The 21982-nt window shown below is 40.0% G+C and carries 21 protein-coding genes; 11 read left to right on the forward strand and 10 right to left on the reverse strand.

What is annotated here, in order from left to right; translation table 11 throughout:
• The 4 genes from HRT55_RS14285 to HRT55_RS14300 are packed head-to-tail and all read right to left on the reverse strand — an operon-like array spanning position 1 to position 2725.
• A complete protein-coding gene (locus HRT55_RS14285; protein WP_291622300.1) occupies positions 1-798 on the reverse strand; it encodes an HAD-IA family hydrolase in 798 nt (265 codons plus the stop codon).
• Between the two features lie 24 nt (positions 799-822).
• On the reverse strand, positions 823-1536 hold the full coding sequence (locus HRT55_RS14290; protein ID WP_291622302.1) for a DUF484 family protein: 714 nt from the start codon (positions 1534-1536) through the stop codon (positions 823-825).
• 38 nt (positions 1537-1574) lie between these two features.
• Positions 1575-2405 carry a diaminopimelate epimerase gene (gene dapF / locus HRT55_RS14295; protein WP_291615599.1) on the reverse strand — a complete coding sequence of 277 codons (831 nt, stop codon included), beginning with the start codon at positions 2403-2405 and terminating at the stop codon, positions 1575-1577.
• Positions 2406-2410: 5 nt separating this feature from the next.
• Positions 2411-2725, reverse strand: a complete 315-nt coding sequence (locus HRT55_RS14300) for a lipoprotein (protein WP_291622304.1) — start codon at positions 2723-2725, stop codon at positions 2411-2413.
• 155 nt (positions 2726-2880) lie between these two features.
• Here HRT55_RS14300 and cyaY point away from each other — a divergent pair, with 155 nt between their 5' ends.
• The 5 genes from cyaY to HRT55_RS14325 are packed head-to-tail and all read left to right on the forward strand — an operon-like array spanning position 2881 to position 7654.
• Positions 2881-3201 carry an iron donor protein CyaY gene (cyaY, locus tag HRT55_RS14305; RefSeq protein ID WP_291622305.1) on the forward strand — a complete coding sequence of 107 codons (321 nt, stop codon included), beginning with the start codon at positions 2881-2883 and terminating at the stop codon, positions 3199-3201.
• 24 nt (positions 3202-3225) lie between these two features.
• Positions 3226-4179: a hydroxymethylbilane synthase gene (gene hemC / locus HRT55_RS14310; RefSeq protein WP_291622307.1), complete on the forward strand. Its 954-nt coding sequence runs from the start codon at positions 3226-3228 to the stop codon at positions 4177-4179.
• On the forward strand, positions 4163-5017 hold the full coding sequence (locus HRT55_RS14315) for a uroporphyrinogen-III synthase (RefSeq protein ID WP_291622309.1): 855 nt from the start codon (positions 4163-4165) through the stop codon (positions 5015-5017). Before hemC ends, HRT55_RS14315 begins: the two co-directional genes overlap by 17 nt.
• A 49-nt stretch (positions 5018-5066) precedes the next feature.
• Complete coding sequence (locus tag HRT55_RS14320) at positions 5067-6446, forward strand: uroporphyrinogen-III C-methyltransferase (protein ID WP_291622310.1); 1380 nt, start codon at positions 5067-5069, stop codon at positions 6444-6446.
• Entirely contained in the window at positions 6443-7654 is a 1212-nt protein-coding gene (locus tag HRT55_RS14325; RefSeq protein ID WP_291622312.1) for a heme biosynthesis HemY N-terminal domain-containing protein, read from the forward strand. The genes HRT55_RS14320 and HRT55_RS14325 overlap by 4 nt, the downstream gene beginning before the upstream one ends.
• 82 nt (positions 7655-7736) lie before the next feature.
• On the opposite strand, the gene HRT55_RS14330 is transcribed toward HRT55_RS14325, so the two are convergent.
• Both HRT55_RS14330 and HRT55_RS14335 read right to left on the reverse strand, forming a co-directional pair.
• Positions 7737-7943, reverse strand: a complete 207-nt coding sequence (locus HRT55_RS14330) for a DUF3565 domain-containing protein (protein ID WP_291622314.1) — start codon at positions 7941-7943, stop codon at positions 7737-7739.
• A 44-nt stretch (positions 7944-7987) separates the two neighbouring features.
• Positions 7988-9535 (reverse strand): VCBS repeat-containing protein, encoded by a 1548-nt coding sequence (locus tag HRT55_RS14335; RefSeq protein ID WP_291622316.1) that lies wholly within the window; start codon positions 9533-9535, stop codon positions 7988-7990.
• A gap of 363 nt (positions 9536-9898) precedes the next feature.
• Here HRT55_RS14335 and HRT55_RS14340 point away from each other — a divergent pair, with 363 nt between their 5' ends.
• The gene (locus tag HRT55_RS14340) at positions 9899-10234 is read left to right on the forward strand and encodes a hypothetical protein (RefSeq protein WP_291622317.1); all 336 of its coding nucleotides are present in this window, start codon (positions 9899-9901) and stop codon (positions 10232-10234) included.
• Between the two features lies 1 nt (position 10235).
• Positions 10236-10523, forward strand: coding sequence for a hypothetical protein (locus tag HRT55_RS14345; RefSeq protein WP_291622319.1), 288 nt, complete (start codon positions 10236-10238; stop codon positions 10521-10523).
• 236 nt (positions 10524-10759) lie between these two features.
• On the opposite strand, the gene HRT55_RS14350 is transcribed toward HRT55_RS14345, so the two are convergent.
• The gene (locus HRT55_RS14350; RefSeq protein WP_291622321.1) at positions 10760-14242 is read right to left on the reverse strand and encodes a hybrid sensor histidine kinase/response regulator; all 3483 of its coding nucleotides are present in this window, start codon (positions 14240-14242) and stop codon (positions 10760-10762) included.
• Positions 14243-14699: 457 nt separating this feature from the next.
• On the opposite strand from HRT55_RS14350, the gene HRT55_RS14355 reads away from it, so the two are divergent.
• Genes HRT55_RS14355 through HRT55_RS14370 form a run of 4 tightly spaced genes read left to right on the forward strand, consistent with a single transcriptional unit; the run spans position 14700 to position 18801 of the window.
• Positions 14700-16862 carry a TonB-dependent receptor gene (locus HRT55_RS14355; RefSeq protein ID WP_291622323.1) on the forward strand — a complete coding sequence of 721 codons (2163 nt, stop codon included), beginning with the start codon at positions 14700-14702 and terminating at the stop codon, positions 16860-16862.
• Positions 16863-16921: 59 nt separating this feature from the next.
• On the forward strand, positions 16922-17188 hold the full coding sequence (locus HRT55_RS14360; RefSeq protein ID WP_291622325.1) for a hypothetical protein: 267 nt from the start codon (positions 16922-16924) through the stop codon (positions 17186-17188).
• Complete coding sequence (gene pnuC, locus HRT55_RS14365; protein ID WP_291622327.1) at positions 17188-17832, forward strand: nicotinamide riboside transporter PnuC; 645 nt, start codon at positions 17188-17190, stop codon at positions 17830-17832. Before HRT55_RS14360 ends, pnuC begins: the two co-directional genes overlap by 1 nt.
• Positions 17833-17844: 12 nt before the next feature.
• Positions 17845-18801 carry a phosphotransferase gene (locus tag HRT55_RS14370; protein WP_291622329.1) on the forward strand — a complete coding sequence of 319 codons (957 nt, stop codon included), beginning with the start codon at positions 17845-17847 and terminating at the stop codon, positions 18799-18801.
• Positions 18802-19120: 319 nt separating this feature from the next.
• On the opposite strand, the gene HRT55_RS14375 is transcribed toward HRT55_RS14370, so the two are convergent.
• The 3 genes from HRT55_RS14375 to atpG form a co-directional block, all read right to left on the reverse strand.
• On the reverse strand, positions 19121-19543 hold the full coding sequence (locus tag HRT55_RS14375) for a F0F1 ATP synthase subunit epsilon (protein ID WP_291622331.1): 423 nt from the start codon (positions 19541-19543) through the stop codon (positions 19121-19123).
• 58 nt (positions 19544-19601) lie between these two features.
• Positions 19602-20987, reverse strand: a complete 1386-nt coding sequence (gene atpD / locus HRT55_RS14380) for a F0F1 ATP synthase subunit beta (RefSeq protein WP_291622334.1) — start codon at positions 20985-20987, stop codon at positions 19602-19604.
• Positions 20988-21089: 102 nt separating this feature from the next.
• Positions 21090-21953 carry a F0F1 ATP synthase subunit gamma gene (atpG, locus tag HRT55_RS14385; RefSeq protein WP_291622336.1) on the reverse strand — a complete coding sequence of 288 codons (864 nt, stop codon included), beginning with the start codon at positions 21951-21953 and terminating at the stop codon, positions 21090-21092.
• Positions 21954-21982: the final 29 nt, after the last annotated feature.

Raw genomic sequence — 21982 nt, forward strand, 5'->3', positions numbered from 1 at the left:
TTAAAGACTAAGAGGTTTTTTCAGTAGTAGTTGCGACAGTTCACTTACTTGAAGTAATTCAATATGAGGTATTTGTTGCAAAGCTTTACCAACACCGTATTGCGGTAACCAAGCGGTTTGGCAACCTGCATTTAACGCACCGTGAATATCAGCAAAGCCACAATCACCAACATGCAATAGTTGCTCAGCAGGAATGGCTAACTGAGCACAAACCAAAGTGAACATATCTGGGGCCGGTTTTTGTCTTAGCTGGTATTCACTTTTATCATCACCATAGCCAGTTTGAAAACCCGCATGGTATATATGCTGGAAATAGTGATCAATGCCTAAAGCTTTGGTATCTACATTACCGTTACTGATTGCCACTAATGGGTATTTCTTGCTTAAAGCAGCTAACAGTTCATGACTCGCTTTCGGTACGATAAAGTCACTACGTAAGCTAATAAAATAATCTAAGCCCGCTTGCGCTTCTTTCACTGCCTCTGCTGCAGGAATACTTTGCGCCAGCAAACCTAAACGATAAGTCTCATAACGAACTCTAACAACATCATGTGCAAGCTCAGGTGTGGTAGCTATGGCTTGCTGACGATATGGTGCCCAGAAACGTCGATTAAAAACCTGTTTTGGCTCAGGCACTAGCTCCGGTGCTTTATCTGGTAACAATGTGGCAAACTTTTCAGTAAAGTAATGCACCATCTGTTTTTCAATGGCCAGCATTACCGGACGGTTATTATATAAGGTGTCATCTAAATCAAAGCTGATGGCCTTAATCGTGGTTAAACGTCGGTAAAATTGCATAGTCTTAAATAACCCTAATAATACTTATAACGCCAACTGTTGCTGTAACAATTTTGCCACTAGCCGCTTGAATTGATTAAGTAACAAGGTATCCATACGTGGATCAAAATGATGGGCATCTTCACTACTAATAGCGATAAAACCAAGCACTTGCTCTTCATGAGTTAACTTAATCAATACCACTGAGCCTGAACACGGCTTAGAGAAAATGAGCTTTTGTTCACTTTCTTGTAAGCGACCAAAATAGTATTCATCATTAGTTAACCGATTTTGCATTACACCAGCACAATCATTGCTTGATATGCAGTGGTGAGCAAGCGCGATGTTATTTGTCGGCACTAACCACAATTTGAACGCGGATAGAGATAACAACTCAGTAGTCGCTTGATGTAAACAATCGAGCAGTTCTGCCGCTGATTGGCAATCAAGTAGGCGTAAATAGAGATCACTATAAAGCACAAACAACTGCTCATTATGATTAGCCACCGACATTAACTGAGTAATTTCATCTTCTAAGCCATGCACTTTTTGGCGAAGTTGCTGCTGCTGACGCTCGACTAAAGAGACAGTGCCACGTTGCACATCATTTAAACGTAAACTGGTCATTAAACTATTATTACGATTAAAAAACTCGGGGTTATCTTGTAAATAACTTACCACTAACTCATCGGTTAATGGCAGATCTTCGCTATTGATAGCTTGTTGTACATCATTCATTTTATTAGATTCTTTTTTCATGGGATGCCATTGATAATGTGGTTAAGGAGAATAGCGGCTTATATAGATATTTGACCATCAAAAACGTGTGTAGCTGGTCCTGACATTTTCACCGGGTGACCCGGTCCTTGCCAAAATATGCGTAACTTACCACCAGGCAACTCTACGGTTACTTGTTTAGCTAGTTTTTTCTGCATATAGCCAACAACAACCGCCGCACAAGCACCACTACCACAAGCTAAAGTTTCTGCTGCGCCGCGCTCATAGACTCTTAATTTAATATAATTAGGTGAGACTATTTCCATAAAGCCGACATTGGCATCTTTAGGGAAACGTTCATGGGTTGATAATTCTTGGCCGAGTGAGGCAACTTTCGCTTCAGCTACATTATCAACGGTAACGACGCAATGTGGATTACCCATTGATACCACGCCACATAAAACAGTTTCACTTTCACTACGCAGAATATAGGTACCTTCCATTTTCTGGGCATTAAAAGGGATTTGTTTCGGCTCAAACTGTGGTACTGGCATAGTGACGGAAATATTACCATCACGCTCTATATGTAGATTCATCTTGCCGGTACTGGTCGAGACTTTAATTTTATGTTTATTACATAAACCTTTCATACGAACGAACTTCGCAAAACAGCGCGCACCATTACCACACTGTCCTACTTCACTACCATCGGCATTATAAATACGGTAATGAAAGTCTAAATCTGGATCATAGGGAGGTTCAACCACTAACAGTTGATCAAAACCGACACCGAAGTTTCTGTCAGCAAATTTAGCGATTTGTTCTGGCGATAAAAAAACGTTCTGCGTGACATTATCAAGCACTAAAAAGTCATTACCTAAACCATGCATTTTAGAAAAATTGACTAACATTAGGATTACTCTTTAATTTGCTCTGTTGACTGTTTAACTGCGGGAATAGTAGCTTGTGCTATCGGCTGCTGAACAGCTGGATTTTTCTCTGCTTCATCGAGCGTTGTTACTGGTTTCTCATAGCTTTCATCACGCTGTTTTGTCACTTTATCTTGTTCGCTACTTTGCTCGGTAACTTCTTGCTCAGGAGTTTGATACAAGTCACCTTTAATACCACATGCTGAGAACAAAATAGCGGCGAGTATAGCCAGTAAAATCGATTTGATATGTAAAGTACGATGTAACTTTTGTTGTAGGTATCTGAGTCTATTGGTGCGCATGATGTTTTTTTGCCATGAAAGTCGTTTAAATCAAGCTTTTTAGCCTAACTTAACCGCTCTATATCTATATTTATTTTGTCTGATTGCTATTATACTCACATGCTTCTCTACAATAATACTCACTTAGACAAATAATGATATTTAAAGGATAGGCAATGAACGATAGCCAATACAACTTGATCGCCGATGAACTTCTTCTCGCGATAGAAGAAGCGATTGAAGACTCTGGTGTCGATATAGATTACGAAGGAGTTGGCGGATTATTAACGCTGACTTTTCTAAATACCAGCAAAGTAATAATAAACAAACAAGCACCCTTACATGAAATATGGGTAGCAACAAAATTCAATGGTCACCACTTTACCTTTAACAACGAGAGTTGGACAGATAAGCGCAGTGGCGATGAGTTTTGGCAGTTTTTATCAAATGCAGTCAGCAAACAAGCTGATACTGAAATAACACTTTCGGCACAGTAAATATTATATATTTGGATAAATTGAATGACTAACACTACAGTACGAATTGCTACACGAAAAAGCGCTCTCGCCTTATGGCAAGCTGAATATGTTAAAGCTCAACTTGAGCATTTTCATGAGGGCATTAAGGTTGAACTAGTACCTATGACAACTAAGGGCGATATCATTTTAGACACGCCATTAGCCAAGGTCGGTGGTAAAGGCTTATTTGTTAAAGAGCTTGAAGTAGCCATGCTTGACGGTCGTGCTGATATTGCTGTTCATTCAATGAAAGATGTTCCGGTAGACTTCCCTGAAGGCTTAGGATTAGAAGTGATATGCCCGCGTGAAGACCCCCGCGATGCTTTTGTTTCTAATACCATCAAAACATTAGCCGATTTACCGCAAGGCGCTATTGTTGGCACCTCAAGCTTACGTCGTCAGTGTCAATTGAAAGCCAGCCGTCCCGATTTAGATATTCGTGATTTACGTGGCAATGTAAACACCCGCTTAAGAAAACTAGACGAAGGTCAATACGATGCCATCATCTTAGCGGCTGCTGGCTTAATTCGTTTAGCAATGCCTGAGCGTATTGCCCAGTTTATCGAACCAGAAGAAATGCTACCGGCAAATGGCCAAGGCGCTGTAGGCATAGAGTGCCGCAACGATGATGAAACTATTAAAGCCTTATTAGCACCATTAGAATGTGCAACTACCCGTATTCGTGTTTTAGCAGAACGCGCGATGAATAAAGCCCTTGAAGGTGGTTGTCAGGTACCTATTGCTAGCTACGGTGTCATTTCAGCTGATGGCAAAGAAATCCACTTGCGTGGTTTAGTCGGTGCGGTTGACGGTAGTGAAATGATTGAAAGTGACATCACAGGCCCAGTTGCCGAAGGTGAAGCGCTTGGTAATAAACTTGCGCAAGAGTTACTTAGCCGTGGCGCAGATAAAATTTTACAGCAAGTTTATTCAGATAATAATGACGAAAATAGCTAAAACCGTTACGCAAAAAATAAAAGCAGCGTCTCAAGTGACCGCACTTGAGACGCCTACATCTGAGCCAGCTTTACTTATGCCAAGTAAGCCACTCAAGGTCTTAATTACTAGGCCCAAAGCTAAAGCCCAACAACTCGCCTTGTTACTTGATCAACAAGGCATAGCCAATACCAGCCAAACCCTATTCGATTACCAAAGCAATGCCAGCGCTAACGACATAGCCACAGTGCTACAACACGCTGATATACTGATCTTTGTTAGTGTTGCCGCCGTAGAATTTGCTCACGCCTGCTATTCTCTTAGAGAAAGCCAACAACACAGCTATTTTGCTGTCGGTAATGCCACGCAAAAAGCGCTACAAGCAATAGGTATTACTTGTGTTATAACGCCCCCTTCTCAGCAAGAGCACAGCGAAGGTTTATTGAATTTGCCTAAACTGGCTAATGTTAGTGGTAAGGCAGTAGTGATTTTTCGCGGCAATGGTGGACGAGAACATATTGCCAATAGTTTAAGGCAACGTGGTGCTAAGGTTAGTTATATCGAGAGTTACCAACGTGTATGGCGAACATTACCGATAAATATCGCTGAGCAATGGCGAGCTCAACAAATTAACTGTATTGTCGTTACCAGTAACGATATATTATTAGCCTTAATAAAATACCTAGCCAGTGCTACAGATAACAGAGATAATTATTGGCAATGCCAATGTTTGTGGCTAGTGGTCAGTGACCGAATTGAAAAAAATGCCAAAGACTTAGGTTTAACACGGGTACTTAATACCCATAGTGCTAATTCGAAAGTGCTTAGCGATACCTTGCAAGCACTCTCTTGTTCGTAAGCCCATAACTAAAGTAAAGAAATAAAGCAGATAACTAAAGTAAATAACGATGGAATATAAAATCATGTCGGATAAAGAAGTCTCTGAAAACAAACTATCTGCAAAGGGCGACACCGAGCAGCAAGAGGCAGCTAAACTTTCATCTGGCAGTAATGCCAAGGCCACGCCGGCAAAAGCTGAGCTAAAAAAATCAGTTGCAAGCTCGAAAACTAAGCAATCAGCCACAGCAAAGACGGCTCCAGCAACTAACAAAGCCTCGAATAAAACCGCAACTATTGCCCTTGTACTTGCCTCGATAAGTATTTTCGCTTCTATTGGCCATTATATTTGGCAACAGCAGCAAACTAACGCGCAACTATTAAGCTTGAGCCAACAAAATCAGCAAGCAATACAACAAAGCCAAGCACAGTTAAAAAGTAACTTAAGCGCAGAATTTAACCGCCAATTGCAACAACAACATAGTGCGAGTAACCAATCACAACAAAGTGCTCAAAAAGCACACTTGGATAGTGATGCTCAGATCCAACGATTAACGACTCAAATACAGCAGCTGGAGCAACAAGTAAGTCAGCGCCAGCCAAGTGATTGGTTAATACATGAAGCAGAATATTTAGTACGCGTAGCCGCGCGTACCATGTGGCTAGAACGTGATACGAAAGCGGCAATTGGTTTACTGCGCGATGCTGATAATCGCCTGAAAGAGTTAGATCAGCCTAAGTTCCTACCTGTGCGAGCTTTAATTAATGAAGATATTGAAAGCTTAGCATTAATGCCAACACTGACAAATCAAGAAGCCGTTTTAACCTTGATGGCACTTAATAAACAGGTGCCCACATTAGAACTTGCTGGCGTGAACTTAGCTGAAGCACTAGATAAAACCAAAGAAGACTTCGTTCTATCTGATGATATCGGTGATTGGCAAGAAAACCTCGCTAAAACTTGGCAAAAATTCCTCAACGACTTTATTACCGTGCGCCGAAGAACCGGTATGGTTGAGCCGTTAATGGCACCTGAGCAACAGCAGCATTTAAAACAAAATCTAAGCCTAAAAGTACAACTTGTGCAATGGGCAGCCAGCGAGCAAAAATCTGAGGTTTATCAACAAACATTACTTGATATTCAGCAATGGCTAAATGAATTTTTTGATATGGACTTACCGGTAAACCAAAGGTTCTATCAAGCCATAGAGCAGCTAAAGCAACAGACTATCCATTATGATTATCCCAGTGATTTACGCTCGTTAGCGGCAATGAAACGTTTACTTAATGACACTAAACAAGGAACGCAGCGACAAGCTCCTAAATTCGACAAGAGCAACACTGAGCAAGCTGCACCTAAACATGCCGACACAACGGATATTGAACAAGCTCTTATACCAACAGAAGCTGCACAAGCTAAAAGTGATGAAATGGACGGAGGTCAGTTATGATCCGCATTATCATTGCCTTAGTCATTTTTCTTAGCGTAATGGCAATAAGTCCTTTTTTAATTGATGAAAAAGGTTACATCCTTATCGCCATGGGTAACACCACCATTGAATTAACAGTGTTATCAGCCGGTATTATGTTAACACTGTTATTCATTGCCTTAATTGTTAGCTTAAAGCTGGTGCGCGGCGGTTTAAACTTCAGTTTTGGTACTTGGAATAAGATTGCCTTTGCCGGACAACGTCGTGGCATTGCCAACTTTAACAAAGGTCTGGCCGCTTATATGTTAGAAGACTATAGCCAAGCTGAAGCGTTGTTCTCCAAGAGTGCTATTCCATCAAAACGTAAACAAAGTGCTTACCTACTTGCTGCTTCAGCATCAGCCAAACTCGACCTTGATAGCAATACTAATCATTATTTAGCCTTGCTAGAAAAAGAAACCATTAAAATCAAAGACCTCGGTTTAGAAAGCGTGATTGTTAATATTAAATTATTAATGAATCAAAATAAGACTGATACCTACGCTAAAGCTCGTAAGCTCATTGATGAAAACCACAAACACATTGGGCATGATGCTCGCTTATTAGCGCTGGAAATCGATTTATGCATCATTGAACAGCGCTTTGAACAAGCGGTACAATACCTATCAGCAGCACGTAAAGACAAGACCATTACCGATGAGACTGTACAAGCTTGGCAACAACAAGCCTATTACGGTAGCTTTAATGACAGTATCAAGCAGCATGATAGCAAAGCTTTGCATGATAATTGGCATGCGCTGGGCCGTAAGGTTAAACAGCAAGAAACAGTATTATTTGCTTATTGCCAAGTATTAGCCGAAAACAAAATCATAGCGCCATTAAATAAATTACTGGTGCCGCTATTTAAGAAGTCACCTAGCAGTGAGTTTTTAAAGAAAATACGTAACCTGCCAATTAAACAAGCCGACGAGCTGATTGTTATTGTGCAAAAGCAACTGCATAAGAATGTTAATAGCGGTAAATGGCTAAGTTGTTTAGGTCATTTAGCCTTGATGAGTGAACAATACTCTATGGCAGAAAAAGCCTTTGGTAGTCTGATAAAATTAGCCGAGGACGACTATGCTCGGCAATATGATCGCCAAGACTTGCAAGCCTTAGCACAAGCTCATAGCCAACAAGGGCAGTATCAAGCTGCTGATGCTATCTGGTTGAAAGCAAGTTCGTTGTAAAACAGCTAGGGTTATTGCTTAGTAAAATTTAAGTAAAGTAATAACCCTTAATACCTTTAACCAACACCTTTAGCCATTACCCTTAACCACTGTCTTTGGCCGCACCCTCATCACACTTTTTACATTTAAGGCTATGCCCTAACATACCTTGACGGCCACCCAGTGAAGTCACCCAAGGTCGGTTAATAAATGGCGGTTTGTGCCTAACATGTTGAAAATGACCACAAGCTAGCTCTGCTACCCAATGGTGCTCTTCATCTTGATGGTAACCACAAATCACTTGTTTCATAAATAGGTTATTGCCTTACATAATTGAGAAAACGATGGTGAAAGTTACTTTGAAAAGAGCACTTTAAACTCTTTAGCCTTATCTTCACCATCAAGGCGAGAATATTTCATCAGTAAATCATCTTTGCCGTCGCCATTTAAATCTTCAACCATAACTAGGTTGCCATCTTTAGGTAACTGAGTGCTATAGCTAACACTGCGTTTTTTAAAGGATTTGTTATGTTTGGACGATTTTTTACTCTTGCTGGCTGTTTTACCTAGGTATATTTTTAACTCATCATCATCATCGGACAAAATAAGCTCTTTTAGGCCATCACCATTTAAGTCAGCCAACTTCACCACGGCACTACCACTTTGCCCAGAGCTTAAGCTAAAGGTTAGCTCAACCTCTTTTTGAATCGTCGGCTTAGCTGGGAACTTATCTTGTGCATTCATTTTAAAGACATAAACATCTTGGTCAATACCACCGGTGATTAAGGCGCCAATAATTTGCGATAAACCAATATCAAAGCCAGCGAGTAACACCTCCAGCTTGTCATCATTATCAATATCGACAAATTCTAAGCCTGTCAGTGTGCCTTCGGCATGAATAACACTATCAGGCTGTTGAGCATAACTTAATTCGCCTATATTATTATGGCCAAGAAATATCTCATAATCATTAACGCGATCGAGTACACCTGAAGCCTTGGTATAGCGCACCACCATATCGACAATACCATCGGCATTAACATCGCGCAGTTCTTCTAACTTTCGGTACTCCAAATCACTTTGGTCAAGTTGCTCGCCACTTTCATCACGCTTATTCCACCATTCTGTACCACTGATCGCTTCATTAATGGGTAAGTGAATCGCCGTGGAAGCAAACGAACTCTGTTCGATTTGCGCATATATAATCATTTCGCCATCGCCGACCAGTAAAATATCAGTTTTGTCATCAAAGTTGACGTCATTAAAGTAGAGCTTTGCTTGGGTGTAACTTGCTCCTGATGAAAACACCCGCACTTCAGGCTTTATCGGCAGTACTTGGCTAACAAAACCACCTTTTTCCTGCCCGATAAGAATATGAGTGCTATTGAAATCGGCAATAATGGCATCTGCAAAGGCATCATTATTTAGATCTTGAATGAAATCACCGCGACTAAGGAAGTCAGCCTGATCTTGAATGTATAGCGACTCAATATTGGCTAGTGATGTAAACTGTTTATTTTGATAAAGCGTTAATGAGTCCGCGGACAGGAAGTAGAGCTTTTGTTTTATATCTTTTTTATCGTATTTTTGTTCACTTAAATCAAAGCGATAAAATTGTTTAGGTATGATGGTTTTTTCTGCGATCACATACTGATTAGTATCATGGTTTAGCTGATAAATAATTAACCAACGATTACTTTGTTCATCTACAGAAAAAGTAAGCAGCTCCTTGCCTTTACTCGCTAGGACATCAGCAGCAATAATTTCTTGGGTGAGCTTATAGGGCGAATTAATAATTACTTCACTAAACTCAATGGCACTGGACTTGCTGGCTAACGCAGTTAAAGACGTGACGCAGACAAAGGTTTTAAGCAGGGTAAACAGTCTTTTTTTCTTAAACAACAAGAGCAATCTCCATATTATGATTCTTTATTCAGATGAATATAGAACACTAAAAGTAATTAGAGTTCCCTAGCTTTTACTAACATTTATGACATAAGTAAAATATCGAATATAGAAAGTATCATCCTAAATGAGTTAATGCTCACTAAACTAGTATTTCTGCCTTATTAAATACAAATATCAATAACCCTCAATGTCAGGGGAAAACTTATCAGCCCAAGGTTTCTAATACTTTGAAATTATGCGATATTATGTGAAATTAAAACGATGGATCAGATATTACTCATATCTATGAGTAATAAGCGGTAATACATTCTGCGCAGCTTGTGCTGTTTTCAGTTTTACTAGCAAAAAGGAATTAAAATGTATCTGTATAGAATTTTGGCGCTACCTTTCACCTTATTATCCTCGGTGGTAATTGCCAGCGAATACACCTCACCAGTAGATAATATTAATGTCTATAGCACCGAATTAACGAGCTTAGCAATTCAAAATTTTTCCAATGGCGTTGTTGAAATTGATATTCATGGCAAAATTTTCAATTTAGCGCCAGCATCAGGAGCTCAACTCAATTGCTCTGGCTATAAGCAGCTTGAGCTGCAAGTTAGACATAATGATCATGAATACTTTCAAGTGCCTTGTAATTCTCGTGTAGTGATTAACGAATCATTTACCAACCAATATGCCAAAGGGGAATAACATGAAAAAGTTTTTTATTTTAAGCCTAATGGCTACCTTATCTGCTTGCGGTGGTGACAATAACTTCGATGATATTAGTTATTTATCTTGTCAGATAAACAGCTCACATGCAGTGTATGTCATTGATCGTGAAATTGATGTGGCACAATGCTGGGACACTGAAATTGCCTATAAAAGTCAGGTGTTAGCCGTGCAGAGCTGTGGTAAACAAGTAAACTTATATCTTAAGTCCCGTTATTTAGATCCCCACACAGTAACTTATTCTGTCCAGACAACACACTGTCAGTAATTAATACATCGTAGATAGCTTAAAAATAAATTGTTATTGCTTACCGCCCTAAACTAATATTTTTACAGCTATTTTTCAATTGACTAAACGCTCCCGTTAAGAAACCTCCATAAAGTTTGCAGTATAATCTTACATTCATACGTGGTTATAGCTAAATTTAGCTATAACCAACATAATCAGCTTGTAGTTTTTCGCCCTGACTTATAACAGTGCGCTCATCGTTATATAACCTAATCCTAGCTATAACCCACGTAATCCGCCTGTAACTTCTTCGCCAGCATTGCGCTCATCATGGCTCGTAATGCAGCAGGCTTAACTAACTTACGCATATAACCAACATCGTAACTTTTAGCTTTATCTTCAATATCAGCCTCTGTGGTTGCGGTGATTAATATCGCCGGCAATGAATGATGACACTGACTACGTAAATCTTTAATCAAGGTCAAACCATCCACTTGCTGGTCTTGTGGATCTTCTCCCTGGCTATCTGTTCGGTAACCAAGCTGATAATCAACCAATAATATATCGATTTCATTACTGTGATTAGCAAATTCTGTTAAGGCTGTTTCTCTAGAGTCTGCCGCTAAGATATTACATTGCCATGCAGAGAGTAGTTCAACCATACCGCTAAGCACATCAGGATCATTATCTATGCATAAAACGGTGATATCTTTAAGTGCGACATTGAAGCTAGGTTTATTAATTGCTCTAGCAAGCACCACCGGCTCTGCTTGCTCGACTTGCACAGAAAACTTACAGCCTTGCATGGCTTTCGATTGTAAACTTAAACTGTGGCCCAATAACTGCGCCAAACTTTGGGTGATATTTAGACCTAAGCCCAAGCCCCTTCCTGCGTGATTATTAGGAGTGTTAAGTTGGGTAAACTGTTCAAAAACCACTTCCTGCTTTTCAATTGGAATGCCTGGGCCATTATCGAGAATTTGGATAATAACTTGCTGGTTAAATACACGAGCACCTAATAACACTTTACCCGGACTGGCATACCGAAAAGCATTACCAACCAGATTTTGAATAATTCGCCTGAGTAAATGTCGATCAGACTTTACCCAAACCTTACTTGCTACTAGGCGAAACTCGACGGATTGCTCAATAGCCAATGCGGCAAACTCTTGCGCTAAATCTTCAAATAAGTCATTGAGAGCAAAAACTTGCACGTTAACTTTTATATTGCCACTTTCTAAACGGGCAATTTCAGCTAAATCCGCCAATAAATCATTGGCGGCTTTTAACGAGCGGTCAATATTCTCAACTTGCCTTTGTTGTACTTTGGTTAAATTACCCTGCTCTGACAGAGCCGATGTGAATAATCTAGCAGCTTCAAGAGGTTGCATTAAGTCATGGCTACATGCCTTTAAATATTGGCTTTTTTTCAAATGCGCTTGTTCTGCTTTTTCATGGGCTTTTGCCAAGGCTTCATTAGTTTTGGCTAAGGTTAGTGTGCGTTCATAAACCCGAGTTTCCAGATCAAGGTTCGCTTCTTTTAAGACTTGCTCAGCTTGTCGATAGGCAGTGATATCCGAAAATAACATGACAAAACCACCGCCCGGCAGTGGATTACCTTCAATACGAATAGTTTGACCACTGGCTTGTTGGCGCTCTGAACTATGTGGACTGCCTTTACGTAAAAAGTCCAGTCGACGGTTCACTTGCGACTCTATGTCGCCAGAGCCACACAAGCCGCGTTGCACATTATAACGAATAAGGTCGGATATCGGGCTGCCGACATAGACTAACGCTGACGGGTAATCGAATAAGTCTAAATATTTTTTATTCCAAGCAACGAGTCGTAATTGGTCATCGACAATTGAAATACCTTCACTAGCATTCTCAATGGCACTTTGCAGTAAATCTTGAGAAAATTGCTGCTTTTGACTTGATGCTTCTTCAACTAAAACCGCCAGTTCATCCAAGTCAAAATCACGCCCTTCTAGTGCTGAACTCAACACTAAACGAGCCGATGAAGAGCCCATCACTGTGGCTAGCGTATTTTCAGTGTGTTGCAATAATTGCTGGTTATAGCCGGCATTGCCCAACTCTTTTTTATCATTAGCCAATAAAAAGCTATTAAAACTATCACGCGCTTTATCAATGCCAACAAAGCGAGACGATAACAGTTCTAAATCTCTGACATCTAACTGGCGTTTTTTCTCTACTGTTAACAGTTTTGGTGACTGCCACTCGAGAAACAGCGACGCTTGTACTCGCTCTTGTACACTCTGTCGGCTTATTTGTGATAACGCCCACATCACTATGATATTTGCGCCTAAACTAAACAGCGTCGCGGTAGTTTTAACTGGTAAGAAGCCTTCGGCAAAGGGCGATGCATATAAGCCAAATTGCGGTAAGAAATTCAGCGTAAGCCATAAAATAAAACCTACTAATATGCCCGCATAGACTCCAACTAGGCTAGCTCGACGCCAATAAAACGCGGCAATTAACGCCGGTGTAAGTTGGGCAAAAGCTCCAAAGGCGACTTCACCTAACGAAGACAGAGTATCTGGCGAAGCCATGATGAAAACACCGTAACCCAACATGATTACGAACAAGGCTAGTAGCTTGCGAATATTTAACAGACGTTTGCGAAAATTGTCATAGTCAGTTTGTGCCACTTTTTGTCGACGATAGAGCAGCGGAAAGACAATTTCATTACTTAGCATAGTACTTAAGGCTATAGCCGAGATGATTACCATAGAGCTTGCTGCAGATATCGCTCCTAAAAAGGCAAATAAGGTCAGCCATGTTTGCTGAGTAACGTCGGGTAAAAACAGTACATAAGTATCTGCAGGGACTGTATGACCCAATAGCATTTGACCCGCTAACCCCATAGGAACGGCAAAGAAAGCAAAAACTAATAAGTACAGAGGAAAGACTCGGCGACTAAGCCAGGTATCTTTTTGATCTTTCAGCTCCACCACCATAACCTGAAATTGACGCGGCAAGGATAAAAACGCCGCCATTACTATCACCAGCATGGCAAACATAGATGTGACGTTATCGACGGTAAGTTGTTGCTCAAGTAGAACATTGGCATCGGCTTGCTGCCAAATATCTGCTGGTGAATCATAAAGTACAAAACAGACAAAGATACCGACGGCTAAAAAGGCAAACAACTTAACTAAAGATTCAAAAGCGATAGCCAACATCACACCTGGGTGACGTTCGGTGACATCAATATGTCTAATACCAAATAGCACGGTAAATACCGCTAGAACTAAACTGACCACCAAACCGATATGCCAACTAGTATAGCTTTGATCAATTTGAAGTTGCTGAAAAGAATAGACCATGGCTTTAAGCTGCAGCGCGATATAAGGCATGGTGCCTACTAGTGCAACGATTGTCACCATAATAGCGAGGTTGTGTGACTTGCCAAAGCGAGCAGCCAGCAAATCAGCAATAGAGGTTAAATGTAGCTTTAAACTTACGCGAATTATGCGTTGGATAAATGGCCAAGCAAAGACAAAGAGTAGAATTGGCCCTAAGTAGATAGGTATGTGAGACAGTAGACTGGTTGATGCTTGCCCTGTGGTGCCTAAAAAGCTCCAAGAGGTACAATAAACCCCTAAGGTCAGTGCATAAATAATGCCCTGGCCTTTCTTCGCCAGTTGATGACGATATTTATCACCTAAGAAAGCAATTAAAAATAATAAGCCGATATAAGCCAGACTCAACAGCACTAATTGCCAATTCGGAAACATAAACACTCGCTACTATTATTTTTATGGGAAAGTTACCACAATGTGGAATCATGATACCCGTTCCACTTCATAATGCAGCATTCATTAGGAATTTAAAAGGCTTTAGAGAAGGCAGGCAGTAAGCAATAGGTATTATTAAGCAGAGTTCCTGCATTCTCTATTAAACCAGACAACAATAAAAAGATTACTATGTAATTATTTGTTAGAATAGCGTGCAACCAAGGGGTGCGCTGTCATTTGATTTTTCAATTGATTTGCCGCTGAGATATATACTCTTTGAACCTGGGCAGAAAATTAACTTAATTAGTTTTCTGGCATAGGGATGGTTATAGATAAAATTAATACCAAGTGCATTAACTCTACGTTGAGCAATAAATTCGTGTAATTGGTATAACATTCTTCAAATTCATCCTCATTGCACACGCCTCTATTTTTATTTTTGTTGATGAGATTTTTAATGACCTTCCCAAAATCGGCTATTTGCTTAGCTATCACCGCCAGTATTTTTAACGTTACCGCCTTCGCTGAAGAGCAAGTGAGTAATGACACTAACAGCAATGACAATGTTGAAACCATCACGGTTACCAGTGATTTTCGTCAGCAAAGTCTGCAAAAGGCTCCCGTCTCAATGTCGGTTTTAACCGATATAGACATTAAGCAGCGTAATGCTAAACATCTTGAAGAGTTGATTGCGATTAGCCCTAATGTTAACTTTGCCAGTGGTTCACAACGAGCACGTTATTATCAAATCCGTGGCATTGGTGAGCGTAGTCAATTTAAAGAGCCGATTAACCCATCAGTAGGTATGATTATTGACGAAGTAGATTTTACTGGGATTGGCAGTGTTGCTTCTTTATTTGATGTTAAACAGGCTGAAGTATTTCGTGGTCCACAAGGTACTCGTTTTGGCGCTAATGCCATTGCCGGTATGATCAATATCACTACCAATGAACCAACGGAAGACTTTGAAGGTGCCGTACAACTGGGTGTTGGCAATTATAATACTTTTGATTTAGGTGTAGCCTTATCGGGACCTGCCAGCGATTCAGTAAATTACCGCTTAGCTGTTAATCAAAGTAACAGTGATGGCTATATCGAAAATGTGCATTTGCAGCGCGATGATACTAACAACCGTGATGAATTAAGCATACGTGGCAAGTTAGCCATTGAAGCGAGTAACAACCTTACTATTGACCTAGCTGGTTTCTATTTTGATTTCGATAACGGTTATGATGCCTATTCATTAGATAACACCCGAGAGACCTATTCAGATCAGCCAGGTTTTGATCAACAAGAAACCACTGCCTTTTCGGCTAAATTTACCTATCAAGGTTTTGACAGTGCGACAATCTTAGCCATTGTAAGTACTGCTGATTCAGATTTAGCTTATGGCTATGATGAAGATTGGGCCTTTGGCGAATATGAATGGATTAGTAATAAGCCAGTTTATACTCCCGACCCATGTATTACCCCAACTGGTTGTTTAGCTGATTTTGATGGTTACTCATCCACCGATCATTATTACCGCGAGAAAGCCGTATTAACTTCTGAGTTACGTGCAATATCTAAGCAAGGCCAAGAAATTTTTAATGGCAGCACCGCTTGGGTTGCGGGTGCTTACTTCAAGCAAGACGACGAAGATCTTTTGCGCCAATACACTTATGCCGATGGTGATTTCACCTCGACTAATGAACGTACTAGTGTCGCGGTTTATGGGCAATTAGATACTCAGTTAAGTGAACGCTGGTCATTAATTTCTGGTTTGCGTATTGAAAATTACAGTGCCGACTATAACAACTCTGATCAATTTGATGACAGTATTGACGATACTATGGTTGGCGGTAAGTTAGTACTTAGTTACCAACAAAATCAAGATAGCTTGTGGTATGCCTCAATCAACCGCGGCTATAAAGCCGGTGGCCATAATACCGACGGTACTTTACCTGAGGATTTACGTACTTTTGATCCTGAGTATTTACTGAACTATGAATTGGGTTATAAAGTTTCTTTACTTGATAATAGTGCTTATGTACGCAGCTCTGTGTTTTATATGGATCGCGAAGATGTACAGGTTAGCAGCTCTAAAACCATAGAACGTCAAGATGGTAGTTCTGAATTCATTAGCTATTTAGGTAATGCGGCTACTGGCACTAACTACGGTATTGAAGTTGAAGCGGCTTTTGACTTAAATGACTTTGTTAACGTTTACGGTTCATTTGGATTACTTGAAACTGAATTTGATGACTTTATTAATGCTGAAGGTGAATCTTTAGATGGTCGTGAACAAGCTCATGCGCCAAATTATCAATTTAATGTCGGTATCAACATTCTACCTACTGAAAACTGGTTAATTAACTTATCTGTTGACGGTAAAGATAGTTTCTATTTCTCCGATAGCCATGATGAGCAATCTGAATCAGTAGCATTACTTAACGCTTCCATTGCTTACATACAAGATAATTGGCAAGTGAAGCTTTGGGGCCGAAACCTTACCGACGAAGCATATGCTAACCGTGGTTTTTATTTTGGTAATGATCCTCGCGATGGTTATACTGCCAAGCAATATACCCAGCTATCTGAGCCATTAGTTTTTGGTGCTAGCTTAGATTATCAATTTTAATTAGCATGACTTGTATTAGGGGGATATCTACCCCTCTAATACACTTATAAAGGTACTTTATGAAAATTTCTATCGAACTGAGCTTATACCCGTTAGCAGAAGAGCAATATAAAACTGAGATTTGGGCATTTATCAAAAGGCTTAGAGCTGTTGAAGGTTTACAAGTGATAACCAACGGCATGAGTACCCAAGTATTTGGTGATTACGATCTAGCAGTCAGCCATGTTATGGCTGAGATAAAACACGTGCATCAAACCACGGGTGCAGCGGTTTTTGTCTGTAAATTCATTAATGGTGATCGTTCACAAGTAGAAGCGGAAAGTTAATGTCTGAAATTTTTGCCAGTGTAATAAGTTACTTCCAACAACTGCCATGGCTTGAGCTTATTGCCATGGTGTTATCGCTTGCCTATGTCATCTTAGCTGCTAAAGGCTCTTTATGGTGTTGGCCAGCCGCCTTTATCAGTACTGCGTTATACACTTATATTTTTTATGATGTTTTGCTGTTAATGGATAGTGCCTTAAACGCTTATTATTTATTTATGGCTGTCTATGGTTACTGGCAATGGTCTAAACATACAGACAATAGCGCAAATAAAAGGGTTGAGCTAACAATCGTTAGTTGGGGGCTAAGTTGGCATGTAAAAGCTTGTCTAGCTTTAGCGGTAGTTGCTACGATTTTAGGTTATATAATGGCTACCTATACTCCTGCAGACTTCGCTTACCTCGATACCTTCACCACTGTTTATGCGGTATTTGCTACCTATTTAGTTACTCAAAAGGTCTTAGAAAACTGGCTCTACTGGATTGTTATCGACTTTATTTCTATCTATTTATATATAGAAAAAGGCCTAGTACCGACGACGGTGTTATTCATTATCTTTGTTATTGTTGCTGGTTACGGTTACTTCAAATGGTTAAGTATATATAAGAAGTCTGCAATCAATTTACAGCCTGCGGCTACTAGCTAAGACTATACTTTTATGGCTGTTCCTATTGATGTAATTAACTCACTGAAATCTCTGCCTTGTTTTACTGAGATTAAAGCCATTAGTTTATTAGCTAATGGCTTGAGCCAAACATCACTCAAAGTTACCACCACGGCACAGGTATTTTTTGCCAAGAAACTTAATGAAGAAACAGCGAGTACAGAAATATCTTGTGCTCTGCTTTGTGCCCGCGTTAATTCCTCACGTACTTCAGAGTTAGGTAGAAAGAAAAAATTAAGCCCACAGGTCATTTATCATGATCAACAATGGTTGGTGACCGAATTTATTAACGGTATCACCCTTTCGGATTCAGATGTCAAAAATGATATAAAGATTTCAACGGCATTAACACTTATGGCAAAGCTACATCAATTACCTACTGCTGTTGCTATGCAATCAATTAACCAGCTAAACACGACGCTATCAGTCAAGCGTTTATTGACTAACCCTGCCCCCTTCATAGCTAAACACAGCTACTTTTTAGATAAAGTAACCAAGTCACTGTCTACCACCATAACTAGCCTTATTATTGCGGATAAGACCCCTAGCGTACTTTGTCATGGAGATATTAATTTCACCAATATTCTACTAGATGATAAACAAAGGCCATGGCTAATAGATTTTGAATGTGCTCATGTAGCACCAGTGGAATTCGACTTAGCCATGTTTATCGCGGTAAACAATATTGCTGACTCTAGCATAGCTGGGATAGTTGATGACTATGGCAAGTTAGTACCTAGATATCGCCCTAATAGTAAGTTACTAAATCACTATATTCTTTATAGTTTCTACATTAATGGCTTATGGTACTTTGATAATATCAATGAACTACCCGATGATAACGTAATGTATGCCCTAGGCATCGAACAGTGGTCTGCGTTCGACCGGTTTGCGAATGAACACTCGATCATTGTGCCAAAACTCATGTCGATTATTGATGCCGAAAGTTAATGACGGGAATTGATGCCGATAATGAATAGCTACTTGTCTTACTGCAGCTTGTTAATTAAAGCGGTTAACGAAGTAACAGCCTACATATATAGATTCTAATGGACCTATTTTTATACTCTTACTCAATAGTATGACAGACACAAAAAAGCCACTTTACTAAAATAGTAAAGCGGCTTTTCAAATTCTGATTCTGTGTTCACTTCTTAACTCTATTTACTTCTCTTCTCTTCTCTTATTAAAGGTAAGGTAAGAAAAGTAAAAGTCAGAAATCACTAAACCCGAAGGTATATAACTAGTAACTAGCTAAAGTAACTAACTATTAAACTTTCTTGCTAACCGCTTGGATAACGCGTAATTGCGCTTCCGCACGAGCTAATTCAGCAGAAACAGCAGTATAGTCAACATCAACGCCATTGGCGTTCATATTTTCTTCTGCACGTTTTTTCGCATCAAGAGCAGCTTGCTCATCCAAATCCGCAGCACGTGTAGCAACATCTGCTAATACGATAACGTTATTTGGTTGAACTTCTAACATACCACCTGAAAGATAGATTACTTCTTCAGTACCATCTTCTTTAGTGATTAATGCCATACCAGGTTTTAGTGAGGTCAATAAAGGTGCATGACCAGGCATAATGCCTAACTCACCTTCACTACCTGTGATCTGTAATGATTTAATGCTACCAGAAAATAAGCTTTCCTCAGCACTAACAACATTTAGATTTACAGTAAATAATGCCATTTGACTCGACCTCTATTACTGTAAGCACTTACACTCGGTATAAGTGCTTACTAGTTAATTACATCTTAGCAGCTTTCTCGATAGCTTCTTCGATACCACCAACCATGTAGAACGCTTGTTCAGGCATATCATCATAGTCACCTGCCAAAATGCCTTTAAAGCCAGCAATGGTGTCTTTTAATGGTACATATTTACCTGGCGAACCAGTGAATACTTCAGCAACGAAGAACGGCTGAGATAAGTAACGCTGTATTTTACGTGCACGGAATACAGTTTGCTTATCTTCTTCAGATAACTCATCCATACCTAAGATGGCGATGATATCTTTAAGTTCTTTGTAACGTTGTAATACTGTTTGTACACCACGAGCAGTCTCGTAATGTTCAGTACCAACAACTAACGGATCTAATTGACGCGAAGTAGAGTCAAGAGGATCGATAGCAGGGTAAATACCTTGTGAAGCAATATCACGACTCAATACAACAGTTGCATCTAAATGAGCAAAGGTAGTTGCAGGGCTAGGGTCAGTTAAATCATCCGCAGGTACGTATACCGCTTGGATTGAAGTGATTGAACCTTTGTGAGTTGAAGTAATGCGCTCTTGTAATACACCCATTTCTTCAGCAAGCGTTGGTTGATAACCAACAGCTGATGGCATACGACCAAGTAGTGCTGATACTTCAGTACCCGCAAGAGTATAACGGTAAATATTATCTACGAAGAATAATACGTCACGACCTTCGTCACGGAATTTTTCAGCCATAGTTAAACCAGTAAAGGCAACACGTAAACGGTTTCCTGGAGGCTCGTTCATTTGACCGTAAACCAACGATACTTTATCAAGTACGTTAGAATCGTTCATTTCGTGATAGAAATCGTTACCTTCACGTGTACGCTCACCAACACCAGCAAATACTGAGTAACCACTGTGCTCGATCGCGATGTTACGGATAAGTTCCATCATGTTTACTGTTTTACCAACACCAGCACCACCGAAAAGACCAACTTTACCACCCTTAGCGAATGGACAAATTAGATCGATTACTTTGATACCAGTTTCTAGCAATTCATTTGACATAGCTTGTTCAGCGTAAGCTGGCGCTTCACGGTGAATAGACCAACGAGCTTTTTCGCCAATTGGACCTGCTTCATCAATAGGCTCACCAAGTACGTTCATGATGCGACCTAAAGTCTCAACACCAACAGGTACTTGAATAGATTCACCTGTATTTACTACATTCAGACCACGACACAAACCGTCTGAAGAACCCATTGCGATAGTACGTACAACGCCGCCACCAAGCTGCTGTTGAACTTCAAGTACTAAACCTTCAAGGTTACCTTCAGTTACTTTAATTGCGTCATAGACCTTAGGTACGGCATTTTGTGGAAATTCAACATCCACAACTGCGCCAATTATTTGGACGACTTTACCTGTACTCATGATTATTCCTCTTAATTTAAGTTAGCTAAGCTTGACCTAGCTAACTTTTCTTTAAATTACGAAAATTGTTATCAGTTCAGTTCAATTACAGAACTAAACTGTTTACCCTACCGCAGCTGCACCAGCAACAATTTCACCCAACTCTTGAGTAATCGCTGCTTGACGCGCTTTGTTGTATATCAATTGAAGATCGTCGATTAAATCACCCGCATTATCCGTTGCGGCTTTCATTGAAACCATACGAGATGCTTGTTCACAAGCAATATTTTCAACAACACCTTGATATACTTGAGATTCAATATAACGAACTAATAATTGATCTAACAATGAGTTAGCATCTGGTTCGTAAATATAATCCCAACGATGACTAATTTCTTTGTCATCTGACTTAGGTAGAGGTAACAATTGATCAATTGTCGGCTCTTGCGTCATAGTGTTAACAAATTTGTTATACACTACGAATAGCCTATCAATTTCACCGTTATCATAAGCTTTAAGCATTACCGCTACACTACCAACTAAGTCAGTTAGTGAAGGGGAATCACCTAAGCCCGATATTTGTGCAGTTACTTTAGCGCCCATATTGTTGAAAAATGATGTGGCTTTTGAGCCAATTACACAAAATTCAACTTCAGCTCCTGATGTTTGCTTTTCAGCAGCATCAGCAAGTACTTTCTTAAATAAGTTAATATTTAAGCCACCACACAAACCACGGTCACTTGAGACGACAATGTAGCCAACACGCTTAGCTTCACGTTCTTCCATATAAGGATGACGATATTCTAAGTTACCAAGCGCGATATGACCGATCACATTCCGTATATTTGTCGCATATGGACGAGAGGCTGCCATGCTTTCCTGCGCTTTGCGCATTTTACTCGCGGCAACCATTTCCATAGCGTTTGTGATCTTTTGAGTGCCTTTAACACTCGCAATCTTGGTTTTTATTTCTTTACCAACGGCCATGACTCTTCTCCGAAAACGTTACTTAATTA

It is taken from the genome of Colwellia sp., assembly GCF_013214175.1.
Lineage (GTDB): Bacteria > Pseudomonadota > Gammaproteobacteria > Enterobacterales > Alteromonadaceae > Colwellia.